This window comes from Streptomyces sp. NPDC048291, from assembly GCF_043201715.1.
Classification (GTDB): domain Bacteria; phylum Actinomycetota; class Actinomycetes; order Streptomycetales; family Streptomycetaceae; genus Streptomyces.
Window position 1 is genome coordinate 295,696 of record NZ_JBICZC010000003.1, and the last position, 12,669, is coordinate 308,364.

At 71.2% G+C, this 12,669-nt stretch carries 9 protein-coding genes; 1 reads left to right on the forward strand and 8 read right to left on the reverse strand.

The window, feature by feature from the left end; genetic code table 11:
* Positions 1–16: 16 nt before the first annotated feature.
* Genes ACGF5O_RS08965 through ACGF5O_RS08975 form a run of 3 tightly spaced genes read right to left on the reverse strand, consistent with a single transcriptional unit; the run spans position 17 to position 3,616 of the window.
* Positions 17–1,042 carry an ABC transporter permease gene (locus tag ACGF5O_RS08965; RefSeq protein ID WP_393809238.1) on the reverse strand — a complete coding sequence of 342 codons (1,026 nt, stop codon included), beginning with the start codon at positions 1,040–1,042 and terminating at the stop codon, positions 17–19.
* The gene (locus tag ACGF5O_RS08970; protein ID WP_393809239.1) at positions 1,035–2,549 is read right to left on the reverse strand and encodes a sugar ABC transporter ATP-binding protein; all 1,515 of its coding nucleotides are present in this window, start codon (positions 2,547–2,549) and stop codon (positions 1,035–1,037) included. The genes ACGF5O_RS08965 and ACGF5O_RS08970 overlap by 8 nt, the downstream gene beginning before the upstream one ends.
* The gene (locus tag ACGF5O_RS08975; RefSeq protein WP_362651289.1) at positions 2,546–3,616 is read right to left on the reverse strand and encodes a sugar ABC transporter substrate-binding protein; all 1,071 of its coding nucleotides are present in this window, start codon (positions 3,614–3,616) and stop codon (positions 2,546–2,548) included. Before ACGF5O_RS08975 ends, ACGF5O_RS08970 begins: the two co-directional genes overlap by 4 nt.
* A gap of 175 nt (positions 3,617–3,791) precedes the next feature.
* Between ACGF5O_RS08975 and ACGF5O_RS08980 the strand changes: the two genes are divergently transcribed.
* Entirely contained in the window at positions 3,792–4,493 is a 702-nt protein-coding gene (locus tag ACGF5O_RS08980; protein WP_393809240.1) for a FadR/GntR family transcriptional regulator, read from the forward strand.
* Positions 4,494–4,560: 67 nt separating this feature from the next.
* On the opposite strand, the gene ACGF5O_RS08985 is transcribed toward ACGF5O_RS08980, so the two are convergent.
* The 5 genes from ACGF5O_RS08985 to ACGF5O_RS09005 are packed head-to-tail and all read right to left on the reverse strand — an operon-like array spanning position 4,561 to position 12,664.
* Positions 4,561–7,569, reverse strand: coding sequence for an alpha-mannosidase (locus ACGF5O_RS08985; RefSeq protein ID WP_393809241.1), 3,009 nt, complete (start codon positions 7,567–7,569; stop codon positions 4,561–4,563).
* A gap of 28 nt (positions 7,570–7,597) precedes the next feature.
* Positions 7,598–9,607 (reverse strand): endo-beta-N-acetylglucosaminidase, encoded by a 2,010-nt coding sequence (locus tag ACGF5O_RS08990; protein ID WP_393809242.1) that lies wholly within the window; start codon positions 9,605–9,607, stop codon positions 7,598–7,600.
* Positions 9,604–10,851: a glycosyl hydrolase gene (locus ACGF5O_RS08995; protein ID WP_393809243.1), complete on the reverse strand. Its 1,248-nt coding sequence runs from the start codon at positions 10,849–10,851 to the stop codon at positions 9,604–9,606. Before ACGF5O_RS08995 ends, ACGF5O_RS08990 begins: the two co-directional genes overlap by 4 nt.
* 29 nt (positions 10,852–10,880) lie before the next feature.
* Entirely contained in the window at positions 10,881–11,780 is a 900-nt protein-coding gene (locus tag ACGF5O_RS09000) for a carbohydrate ABC transporter permease (protein WP_393809244.1), read from the reverse strand.
* Positions 11,777–12,664 (reverse strand): carbohydrate ABC transporter permease, encoded by an 888-nt coding sequence (locus tag ACGF5O_RS09005; RefSeq protein WP_393809245.1) that lies wholly within the window; start codon positions 12,662–12,664, stop codon positions 11,777–11,779. Before ACGF5O_RS09005 ends, ACGF5O_RS09000 begins: the two co-directional genes overlap by 4 nt.
* Positions 12,665–12,669: the final 5 nt, after the last annotated feature.

Below are 12,669 nucleotides of genomic sequence, written 5' to 3' on the forward strand. Positions count from 1 at the left end.
GGCGTGCCGCCGTCGGTCAGTCCTGCGCCCGTCCCGTGGTGACACGGGCGATCATGAGGGCGACCAGGATGATGCCGCCGTAGATGGCCTGGATCCAGAACGACGGCACCTGCGCCAGGGTGAGCAGGTTCTGCACGACACCCAGAAGGAGTACGCCGGTCAGGGCGCCGAACATGGTGCCCTTGCCGCCGTCCAGGCTGATGCCGCCGATCACCGCGGCGGCGAACACCGTGAAGATCATGTTGTTGCCCTGGTTGGCGCTGATCGCGCCCACGTACCCGGTCTGCATGATCCCGCCGACGGAGGCGAGCGCCCCGGCCACCACGAACACCCCGAGCATCACCCGGTCGACGCGGATGCCGGCGGCGCGGGCGGCGTCGGCGTTGCCGCCGATGGCGTACAGGGCGCGGCCGACGCGGTGGTACTTCAGCACCAGCCCGGTGACCGCGAAGGCGACGGCGGCCAGCCACACCGACATGGGGACGCTGAGGAACGTGGAGGTGGCCAGCGTGAAGAAGCTGTCGGGCATCCCGAACAGCGTCTTGCCCTTGGTCGCGCCGACCAGCACACCGCGCAGCACGATCAGCATCGCGAGCGTCACGATGAACGCGTTGAGCTTGAACTTGACGACCAGGATCCCGTTGAAGGCGCCGACCGCCGCGCCGACGACGAGGATCGCCACCATGGCGAGGGCGGCGGGGAGTTCGGTGCCCCAGCCGGACTCGGCCGACGGCAGGACGAGGAGGGCGCCGACGGCGGGCGCGATGCCGACGACCGACTCCAGGGAGAGGTCGAACTTGCCGGTGATCAGGACCAGCGACTCGGCCAGCACCACCATGGCGAGGGCGGCGGAGGCACCGAGGATGGAGATCAGGTTGCGCTCGGTGAGGAACGAGTCGTTGACCACCGCGCCGAGCACCAGGAGGAGCAACAGGGCGGGGACGAGGGCGAGTTCACGGGCCCGGCGCAGGATCACGGTGCGGGCCGTGCGCGGGTCCGGGGAGCGCACCGGGGTGAGCGGCGGGGCCTTGGTCTCAGCCATGGTCCACTCCTTCGGGCATGGAGTCCACTCCTTCTATGGAGGCGATCAGCTCGTGGTCGTGCCAGCCGGCCGGGTGTTCGGCGACGATCCGGCCGTGGAAGAGGACGAGGACGCGGTCGCAGCGGCGCAGGTCGTCGAGTTCGTCGGAGACGACCAGTACGGCGGTGCCGTCCTCGCGGGCGGTGTCCACGCGGGCCAGCAGCGACTCCTTGGACTTCACGTCGACGCCCGCGGTGGGGTTGACCAGGACCAGCAGCCGGGGTTCCGAGGCGAGGGCGCGGGCCATGACGACCTTCTGCGCATTGCCGCCGGACAGGTCGGAGACGGGCTGGTCGGGGCCCTCGGCGTGGATGTCGAGGCGTTCGATCAGCCCGGTGGCGAAGCCGCGTCTGCGGTCGGTGCCGACGAACCCGCCGCGGCCGAGCCGGTCCAGGACGGTCATGGTGGCGTTGTCGCCGATGCTCATGCCGGAGACCAGCCCCTGGTCGTGCCGGTCGCGGGGCACGAAGCCGACGCCGGCCCGGAGCGCGGCCCGCACATCGCCGAACGGCAGCCGTTCGTCCTGCAGTTGCGCGGTGCCGCCGGTCGGGGTGCGCAACCCGGCGATGGTCTCGGCGAGTTCGATCTTGCCGCTGCCGCTGGTGCCGGCGAGGCCGACGACCTCACCGCTGCGGACGGTGAGGTCGATGCCGTCGTACGACTCGGAGGTGAGCCCGCTGGTGCTGAGGACGACGGGTGCTCCGGCGGGCACCGCGTCCCGCGGCCCCTGCCGCTGCCCGGTCACCGCCTCCCCCGCCATCGCCTCCACCAGGGCGGCCCTGGGCAGGTCGGCGACGGGGGCGGTGATGATCCAGCGGGCGTCGCGGAGCACGGTGACGGTCTGGCAGACCTCGTACACCTCCTGGAGGTGGTGCGAGATGAACAGGAAGGTCACGCCCGAGTCCTGGAGCGACCGCATCCGGCTGAACAGCCGCTCGATCTCCCGGTTGTCGAGCTGGGCGGTCGGCTCGTCGAGGACGATGAACCGGGCACCGAAGCTCAACGCCCGGGCGATCTCCACCATTTGGCGGTCCTCGACCTTGAGGTCGGCGGTGCGGGCCTCGGGGTCGACGCGGACGTCCCAGGTGTCGAGGAGCGCGGCGGCCTCCTTGCGGAGTCGCCGCCAGCTGATGAAACCCCGGTGCAGGGGCTGCCGGTTGATGAAGAGGTTCTCGGCGACCGTCAGCTCCGGTACGACGGTCGGCTTCTGGTAGACGCAGGCCACCCTGCGCCGCCAGGCGTCCCGGTCGGCGAGCGCGGGCGCGGGTTCGCCGTCGAAGCGGACCGTGCCCTCGTCCGCGGCCTGGAGGCCGGTGAGGACGTTGACCAGGGTGGACTTGCCGGCGCCGTTGCGGCCGACGAGGGCGTGGGACTCGCCGGGCAGCACGGTGAGCCGGCCGTCGGCGAGGGCGACGGTGGGGCCGTACCGCTTGACGATGTCCCGGGCCTCAACGAGTGGCGTGATCATTTGACCGTGTTGCCCCACAGCTTCGGGTCGTCCACGTTGTCCTTGGTGACCAGGGGCGCGGGCAGCTGGTCCTCCAGGATCCCGCTGGACAGCTTGACGATCGTGGAGTCGTGGTCGGTCGGACCCGGCTTGAAGGTCTTCCCCTCCATCGCCGCCTTGATGTAGTACATGCCGTACTTGGCGTAGGCGTCGGCGGGCTGGGAGACGGTCGCGTCGATCTGGCCCTTGCGGATGGCGTCGAACTCCTGCGGGATGCCGTCGTTGGAGACGATCACTATGTGCCCGCTCTGCCCGGCCGTCTTGAGCATGCCCTTGGACTTCAGGGTCTGCAGGGTCGGGGCGAGGTAGACGCCGCCGGCCTGCATGTAGATGCCCTTGATGTCGGGGTTGGCGTTGAGCAGGGTGCCCAGCTGGGAAGCCGCCGTGTCGGACTCCCACTTGGCGGGGATCTCCAGGACCTTGAGCTTCGGGTACTTCTTCTTCACGCAGGACCGGAACGCCTCCGAGCGGTCCCGGCCGTTGACCGAGGCCAGGTCGCCCATGATCTGCACGACCTTGCCGCTGGTGACGTGCGCGCCGAGGTAGTCGCAGGCCTTCTCGCCGTAGGCGACGTTGTCGGCGCGGACCACCATGGCGACCTTGCCCTTGTCGGGCGCCACGTCCACGGCGACCACCGGCACGCCCTTGCGTTCGGCCTGGTCGAGCCCCGCCTCGATGGCGGCACTGTCCAGCGGGGCGACGACCAGCCCCTTCACGCCCTGGTTCAGCTCGTTGTTGATGTCGGTGATCTGCTGCGAGGGGTCGCTGTTGGAGTTGACCGTCTTCAGCGCGTCCACGCCCTCGGTCTTCGCCATCTTGGGCACGTAGTCGTTGTACGACTGCCAGAACGGCGAGGTCAGCAGGGGCAGGATCACCCCGACCTTGCCGGTGCCGCCGCCTCCGGCACTGCCGCTGCCGGTGTCCTTCGTGCTGCCGCAGGCGGCGAGCGCGAGCGAGGCTCCGACGGCCACGGCCGTCGCGGCGACGATCCGGGACCTGTTCCGCTTCCTCAGTGTTCTGCCGGGCATCTTGGCAGCTCCTCATCGAGCGTGTTCGAGCAGATGCCCGCATACTTATCAGACCACTCGACGGGTTCAACACCCTGCGGACGCTTATTTTCCGTCGATGGACCGTCGAAGGAGTCATAGTGGTCGGACCACCTGGCTGGTTAGACTTCGGCGCACCGGCGACAGGAGGAGTGGTGTGGACGAGACGGCGCCACAGAAGGGCACGGTGACGCAGCGCGCCATCGAGCGGATCAAGGCGATGATCGCGGAGGGCCGCCTGGAGCCGGGCCAGCGGCTGCCGACGGAACGGGATCTCGCCGCCCAGCTGGGCATGTCCCGCAGCTCCATGCGCGAGGCGATCCGCGCGCTGACGGTCCTGGGCGTGCTGGAGGCCCGGCACGGCTCGGGCATCTACGTCACCCGGCTGGAGGCGGGCGACCTGCTGGAGACGTTCGGCGTGGTCGCCGACCTGTCCCGCGGGCCACAGCTGGTGGAGCTGCTGGAGGTACGGCGGGTTCTCGAATCCACGGCGACGGCGCTGGCCGCCGCGCGGATCACGGCCGATCAGCTGGCCGAGGTGGAGAAGCACCTCACGGCGATGAACGCGACGGACGACCCCGAGGAGATCCTCGCGCACGACCTCGCGTTCCACCGGGTGATCGCGGGGGCGGCGGGGAACGACACGATGGCGGCGCTCCTGGAGGGGCTGTCGTCGCGGACGTTCCGGGCGCGGGTGTGGCGGGGGTACGAGGAGGAGGGGGCGTTCGCGCGGACGCGGCGGGAGCACGCCGCCATCCACCGGGCGTTGGTGGCCCGGGATCCGGAGGCGGCGCGCTCGGCGGCGGCTGCGCATGTCGGTGAGGTGGAGGAGTGGTTGCGTGCACAGCTCAGGGCTTAGTGCGGTGTCGCGACTGCGGGTGCGTGGGGGCTGGTCGCGCAGTTCCCCGCGCCCCTGAGGGGGCGCTTCAGGCTCGGCGGAGTCGCAAAGTCACCAGCTCGAACGGGCGCAGGCGCAGTCCAACACTGTTGCCGACTTGCTCAGGCGCATCGGGGAGTGGGCGCTCCAAGAGATCCGTCGCGGTGACGTCCGCGACCTCGAAGCCCGCCGTCAGGGTCGCGCGCGCCCTGCCCCCGTGTGCCTCGTGGAAGCGGACCACCACGTCGCCGCTGCCGTCGTCCGCCAGCTTCACCGCCGTGATCACGACCGCGTCGTTGTCGACCGTGACCAGGGGGGCGACGTCGCTCGCGCCCGTCAGCCGGCGTTCCGGGAGATTGATCCGCCAGCCCTCGCGGACCGCGTCCGCGATGCCCGCGCCCGGTACCAGTGCGTGCCGGAAGCGGTGGATGCCCTGGTCGGTCTCGGGGTCGGGGAAGCGGGGGGCGCGCAGCAGTGAGACGCGGACCGTGGTGGTCGTACCCCGGTCGCCGTCCGTGCGGACGCTGCGCGTGACGTCGTGGCCGTACGTCGAGTCGTTGACGATCGCCACGCCCCAGCCCGGCTCCTCCAGCTGGACGAAGCGGTGGTTGCAGGCCTCGAACTTCGCGGCCTCCCACGAGGTGTTGGTGTGGGTCGGGCGGTGGAAGTGTCCGAACTGGGTCTCCGACGCGTACCGTTCGGCGTGCACGTCCAGGGGGAAGGCCAGCTTCAGGAACTTCTCCGTCTCGTGCCAGTCGGCCTCCGTGTCGATCAGCAGCCGGCGCTCCCCCGGCGGCAGGGACAGCACCTGGGTGACCCGGGACGAGCCGAAGGACCGTACGATCCGGACGCCCTCCGCGACGGCCGTCACCTCGTCGGTCTGCGTGAGGTCCGTGACCGCGTTGCGGTAGAAGGCGTCGACGTCCCAGGCGTCCCACATGTTCGGGAAGTCCGGGTGGAGTTGGAGCAGGTTGGCGGCCGTGCCGGGCGCGATGGTCTCGCGGCCGGCGTCGAGGTCGTAGGCGGACACGACGAGGCCGCGGGCGTCGATCTCGATGCGCAGGAGGCCGTTGGAGAGGACATGGCCGCCCTCGGGCCGGTCCGACACGGTCACCTCGCCGGACGGCCGCTCCTGTGCCGCGCCGCCGGCAGGGACGCCGCCGCGGCCGTGCGGGGCCGCGTTGAACAGCAGCGGCCGGTCGCCCTCCCCCGCCAGCGCCCGCTGGGCCGCGTCGACGATGCCGTCGAGTTCGGCCGCGATCCGCTGGTAGGTCGCCCTGGCCTCCCGGTGCACCCAGGCGATGGACGAGCCGGGCAGGATGTCGTGGAACTGGTGGAGCAGGACCGTCTTCCAGATCCGGTCCAGGTCCGCGTAGGGGTAGGGGAATCCGGTGCGGACCGCCGCCGTCGCCGCCCAGAGTTCGGCCTCGCGCAGGAGGTGTTCGCTGCGCCGGTTGCCCTGCTTGGTCTTCGCCTGGCTGGTGAGGGTGGCGCGGTGCAGTTCGAGGTAGAGCTCGCCCACCCAGACGGGCGCGTCCGGGTATTCGGCCTCGGCCTTCGCGAAGAACTGCTCCGGGGTCTCCCAGACGACCGTCGGTGCGCCCTCCAGGTTCCGCACCCGGGCCGACTTGGCGACCATCTCCCTGGTGGTACCGCCGCCTCCGTCGCCCCAGCCGGTGGGCGCGAGGGAGTGCCTGGCGCGGCCCTTGTCCTTGAAGTTGCGGGCCGCGTGGGCGAGTTCGCTGCCCTTCATGGAGCAGTTGTAGGTGTCGACGGGCGGGAAGTGGGTGAAGATCCGGGTGCCGTCGATGCCCTCCCAGTGGAAGGTGTGGTGCGGGAACTTGTTCGTCTGGGACCAGGAGATCTTCTGGGTGAGCAGGCGGGTCGAGCCCGCCGCCCTGATGATCTGCGGGAGTCCGGCGGCGAAGCCGAAGGTGTCCGGCAGCCACGCCTCGTCGTTCTCGATGCCGAACTCGTCGAGGAAGAACCGCTTGCCGTGCACGAACTGACGGGCCATCGCCTCCGAACCCGGCATGTTGGTGTCCGACTCGACCCACATCCCGCCCGCCGGTACGAACCGCCCCTCCGCGACCGCCTTCTTCACCCGCGCCCACACCTCGGGCCGGTGCTCCTTCACCCACGCCCACTGCTGCGCCTGCGACATGGCGAACACGAAGTCGGGCTCGTCCTCGATGAGGGCGGTCATGTTGGCGGTGGTGCGGGCGACCTTGCGGACCGTCTCGCGCAGCGGCCACAGCCACGCCGAGTCGATGTGCGCATGCCCCACCGCGCTGATCCGGTGTGCGGACGGCGCGGCAGGGGTGGCGAGGACGTCGGTGAGGCGGGCGCGGGCCTCGGCCGCCGTGCCGTTCACGTCCTGGAGGTCGACCGCGTCCAGGGCCCGTTCGACCGCGCGCAGGATCTCGTGGCGGCGCTGTGCGTCGGCCGGCAGTTCGGCCATCAGCTCGCCGAGCACCTCCAGGTCGATCACGAGCTGCCACACGGTCTCGTCGAAGACGGCGAGGTCCATCCGGGTGAGCGTGTACTGCGGTTCGTGCCCGGCGGTGTCCTTGTCGCCGAGCCAGGTGGGCCGGAAGGGGTGGTAGTCGAGGATGACGGGGTTGGAGGCGGCCTCGACGTGCAGCCGGACCTGTTCGCCGCCCTCGACGGGGGCGCCGACGCGGACCCACTGGTTGCGCGGGTTGAGGCCCTTCACCGGGGTGCCGTCCGGGCGGTAGACCAGGCCCTCGCACTGGAAGCCGGGCATGTTCTCGTCGAAGCCGAGGTCCAGGAGGGCCTCCACGGTCCGTCCGGCCCACTCCTCGGGAACGGTTCCGGTCACCCGGAACCAGCTGGTGCCCCACGGAGCACCCCACCGGGCGCCCACCGCGATCGGCTCGGGCTCGGCCGCGAGCCCCTCGTCGACCGGCACGGGCTCGCCGGGCGCGTGCCACACCGCGACGTCGAGCGGCACGGACTCGGGGTACACGGCGGGGCGGATGCGCTCGTCGAGGACGCGCCTCAGGCGGGCTTCGACCAGGCTGTGGTCGTCATGCATGTGGGGTGCTCCGTTTGTTGGTTACCGGTTACCAGGTGTGCGTGACGGTGACAGGGTCCGACGAGGTGTACAGCTCCCCTACCGCACGCACTTCGAACCGTGCGGTCGTCTCTCCCTGCTCCGGCTGGAGGCCGGCCAGGTAGTAGGCGCGCTGGCCGGTGGCGCCGAGGAAGCGCCGGGGGCCGTCGGGGAGGAGGCGGTGCAGGGTGTACTGACGCACGGCGCCGGGGGCCGCGCCCCAGGCGAGGCGCAGGTTTCCCCCGTCGGCCGCGGTGATCTGCGGGTCGGCGGGAGCGGCGGGGGTGTCCGTCCCCTCCCGTACGGCGATCCGGCCGAGCCGCCACCGGACCGGTCCCTCGGTCGCCGTGAGGCGGACGCCGAGGGCGTGCACGGTGCCGGAGAGACCGGTCAGCGGGACGGCCGCGGTCGACCAGCCGTCGCCGGAGTCCACCGGCAGATAGGTGTAGGGCGGTGCCGTGCCGGCGCTGCCCGGCTCGGCGGTGGCGATGGCCAGCTCGACGTCCACGCTCCCAGCGTCGGTCCGGTACGTCAGCTCGACAACCGTCTGTGCCGTGATCGGCAGCCGGGTCGCGTAGAGGTCGAGTACCGCGGGCCGGTCCAGGGCGCCGTCCACCAGCACGCTGCTGCCGCCCCGCCAGGCGTCCGCGAAGTCGAAGGTCACGGCCGGCCGGGTGCCGGACGTCCGGACGGACCAGCGCCGGGACGGGAGCCGGTCCTGCACGCCGAGGTGGTTCCAGGGCGTGTCCGAGGTGACCTCGCCGTCCTCGTACCAGCGCAGTCCGTGGCCGGTGTTGAAGACGCTCGCGAACGGGACCGCCGTCACCGTCGACCGGTCCGCCACCGACACGGCGGGCGCCCGCCAGGGGTCGGTGCCGTCGGGCTGGGAGGGGTCCAGTGACCGGCCGGTCCAGAAACGGTCGTCGGCGGCGTGGAAGTCGCCGGGGGTGCGGCTCGCGGGCAGGTGGTTGCGGGTCCACTCGGGCCGGTAGAAGCCGATGGAGGTGATGTGCGCCGCGCCGCTCGGGACCATCGCGTCCCAGTTCACGGAGGTGTTGGAGCCGTTGGACTCGACGTCGACCCCGGCCCACAGCTCGTAGCGGCTGCGGCCGAGCTGGACGGCCTTCGTGCCCGAGGAGGCGAGGGTCGAGGTGCTCCACCGGAAGTCGACGAACATGTCGTCGGCGGCCTGGAAGAAGGCCTGGTTCTGGCTGTTCAGGGCGCCCTGCCAGCTGACCGTGCCGTTGACGGTCATCGCGTCGTACCAGGTGACCCGCTGTCCCTGGGCCGCCGCGAGGGACTTGAGCTCGGTGACGAAGCCGAGCATGGCGGTGCCGAGGGCGGTGTTGCCGCCGCCGGTCTCGGCGTTCACGAACCAGCCGTCGAAGCCGTAGGCGGCGGCCAGGGCGACCAGTTGGGCGGCCAGGGGGTAGTGCCCGGTGGCGTCCGTCTGGACCAGGTCGCGGGTCCACTGGAGCTGGCCGCCGTAGGCGGTGGGCGGCAGGAAGATGTTGCCGAGGACGGGGACGCCGTGCCGGTGGGCCGCGTCGACGATCGGCGCGTTCGGGGCGAGGATCAGTCCCTCTCCGGCCGAGCCGCCCCAGAAGACCAGTTCGTCGAGGTACGCCCAGTGGGTGAGGGCGTAGTAGTCGGCGGTGGCGGAGCCCTGGGAGGGGTTGCTGGAGGTGGGTCCGAAGGACACCAGGGACTGGACGCGGGCCTGCCCGGAGCGGGCGGTGGTGTTGGCGGGGGTCGGGGTGAAGCGGGCGGCGAGCGGCACGGAGGCCGCGTTGAAGGCGAGGTCGGGGTCGCCGGCCGCCGTCCAGGTCTTCAGGCTGCGCCAGGTGATGCCGGTGCCCGGGCTGCCGGAGGGGAAGGAGTCCGGGTAGAAGTAGGACGCGTAGGGAGGGGTGGCCGTGGTGGCGGCCGAGGTGGCCTTCCGGGTGGCGGCCAGGGCGGGAGTGGGTAAAAAGGCCGCAGCGGTGGCGGCGATGAGGACGGAGCGTCTGCTGGGGTTCACGAGCGGGTGCCTCCTTGTGGGGTGGGGAGAACCTGTTCGGGGGTGACGACTTCGGTGATGCCGCGCGCGGTGAGATGGTCCCGGTCGGCCGCGCGGGTGTCGAGGACGGTGGTGGGGCGGGCGCCGTCGGCGGCGAGCCGGAACCAGGCGTCGAAGACCGGCCCGCCGGGGGCGTTGCGGGAGCGCAGGGCCGGGTCGGCGGGCACGACGAGCGCCGTGCCGCGCGGCCGGGCCGTCGCGGGTTCGGCCGCCGCGAGAACGTGGGCGATGTCCTTGGGCTTGCGGTCGTTGGTCAGCAGACCGAGCCCGTATTCGAGTTCGGGGAAGTCGGCGAGGCTCCGGCTGACGTCGTGCGAGCACCACCAGGTGATGCCCCACAGGTCGGGGCAGTCCAGGACGGCGGTGACCGTCGCCTCGGCGAAGGCCGCCGCGTGCTCGGCGGGGATCAGCGGCGCGGGCGCGCCCACCTCCTGCAGCCAGACGGGCCGGTGCGGGTCCTCGGCCCAGGCCTTGCTCAACTCGACGAGATAGGCGGCGTGTTGCTCGGTCTGCGGGGCCGTGCGGCCGTGCCGCTGGGCGGTGCCGTCGAACACCCAGGAGTGCACGGCGGTGACGGCGCCGAGGCGGGCCGAGTGGGCGGGGGTGAAGGGCTGGTCGTCCTGGTACCAGGCGGCGTCGTAGGAGGCGTGCAGATGCAGCCCGCCGGGGGCGCCCTCTTCGCAGGCGGCCAGCAGCCGTAGGAGCCACTGCTCCGCCTCCGTTTCGCTGACCCGGTCGGGATCGGGGTGCGGGCCTGCGGCGAACTGGTTGACCTCGTTGCCGATGGTCATCCCGATGAAGTTGGGCCGGTCCGCGAGGGCCGCGGCGAGGGTGCGCAGGTAGGCGGCCTCGCCTTCGACGACCTGCGGGTCGGTGAAGAGGTTGCGCCGGTGCCAGGTGCGGGTCCAGGCGGGCAGGAAGTCGAAGCTGCTCAGGTGCCCTTGGAGGCCGTCGACGTTGACGTCCAGACCGCGCTCCGCCGCGGCGTCGGCGAGGGCGACGAGCTGCTCGACGGCGCGCGGCCGGATCAGGGAGCGGTTGGGCTGGAAGTAGGGCCACAGCGGGAAGACCCGGATGTGGTCGAGCCCCAGCGCGGCGATCGAGTCGAGGTCGGCGCGCACCGAGTCCGGGTCGAAGTCGAGCCAGTGGTGGAACCACCCTTCGCTGGGGGTGTAGTTGACGCCGAGGCGCACGGCAGGAGGCATGCGTAGTCCTTGCTGGCGGTTGACGGGGTTCAGCCCTTGACGGCTCCCTCGCCGACGCCCCGGAAGAAGTACCGCTGGAGGCAGGCGAACAGGGCGATGAGCGGGGCGACGGCGATCACGGTGCCGGCGGCGACGAGGCGTTCGTCGTTGGCGAAGGTGCCGTGCAGGTAGTTGAGGCCGATGGTGAGCGTGAACCTGGAGGGGTCGCTGAGCACGATGAGGGGCCACAGGAAGTCGTCCCAGGCGCCCATGAAGGCGAAGATCGCGACGACGGCGACGGTGCCCTTGACCGACGGCAGGGCGATCCGCAGGAACCGCTGCCAGACGTTCGCGCCGTCGACGTAGGCCGCCTCCTCGATCTCGTAGGGCAGGTTGACGAAGGCGTTGCGCATCAGCAGCACGTTCATGGCGCCGATCGAGCCGGGCAGGACGACACCGATCAGGGTGTTGTTGAGGCCGAGTTCGCGCATGGTGGTGAACTGGGCGATGATGATGCCCTCCACCGGGACGAGCATCGCGAGGATGAAGACCAGGGTGGCGGCCCGCCGGCCCCGGTAGCGCAGCCGGGCCAGGGCGTACCCGGCGAGTGCCGAGCCGACGCAGTTGGTGACCACGCTGGCGCTCGCGACCTTCAGGGAGTTGAGGGCGTAGTCCCAGACGGGGATGGTGTCGGCGACCCGCCGGTAGTTGTGCAGGGTGGGGTGTTCGGGCAGGAGACTGGGCGGCGAGCTGAAGATGTCCTCGGTCGGGCCCTTGAGCGAGGTCGACAGCTGCCACAGGAACGGGCCTACGGTGACGGCCAGGACGAGCAGCAACAGGGCGTAGCGCAGGACCAGTTCACCGATCCGGATGCGGCGGCCGTGTTCGTCGGTGACGCGTGCCTCCTTGGCCGGGGGCACGGTCCGTACGCGTTCCTCGGTGACGGTCATGGCCGGTCCCTCCGGTCGGCGCGCAGTACGAGGAGCATCAGCGCCACGGTCACCACGAAGACGACGACGGAGAGCGCCGAGGCGTAGCCGACCCGGCCGGTCAGTCCGGTGCCGGTCTGCTGGACGAGCATCACGAGGGTGGTGTCCTCGCCGGCCGGGCCGCCGTCGGGACCGGCCATCAGGTACACCTCGGAGAAGGTCTTGAAGGCGCTGACCGAGGAGAGTGCGGCGACCAGGACCATGGTGGAGCGCACGGCGGGCACGGTGACGGTGAGGAAGCGGCGGACCGCTCCGGCGCCGTCCACGGCGGCGGCCTCGTGCAGCTCGCGCGGCACACTGGCGAGCGCCGCCAGATAGATGATCATGTAGTAGCCGAGGCCCCTCCAGACCGTGACCGCCATCGCGCTCAGCAGGAGCAGCCACTGGTCGCTGAGGAAGCCGACCCGGCCGACCCCGGCGGTCTCGAGCAGCGAGTTGACCAGGCCGCGTTCGTCGAGCAGCCACACCCAGATGAGCCCGACCACGACGATCGAGGCGACGACCGGGGTGTAGAAGGCGGAGCGGAAGAAGGTGATGCCGGGGATGTTCTTCTGCACCAGCAGGGCGAGCAGCAGCGGCAGGACGACGAGGGCGGGGACCACCCCGACGATGTACAGGGTGCTGTTGCGCAGGCCGGTCCAGAACATGTCGTCGTGGATCAGCTCACGGAAGTTGGCGAGCCCGACGAAGCGGCCCGGGATCAGGGTGCGGCGGTCCGTGAAGGAGTTCACCACCGTCGAGACGAACGGGTAGAGCACGAAGGCGCCGACAACCAGCAGCCCGGGGGCGGCGAACAGCCAGGGACTGGTGGGCAGTTGGCGCCGCACGCGGGAAACGTCGGCCATCGGTT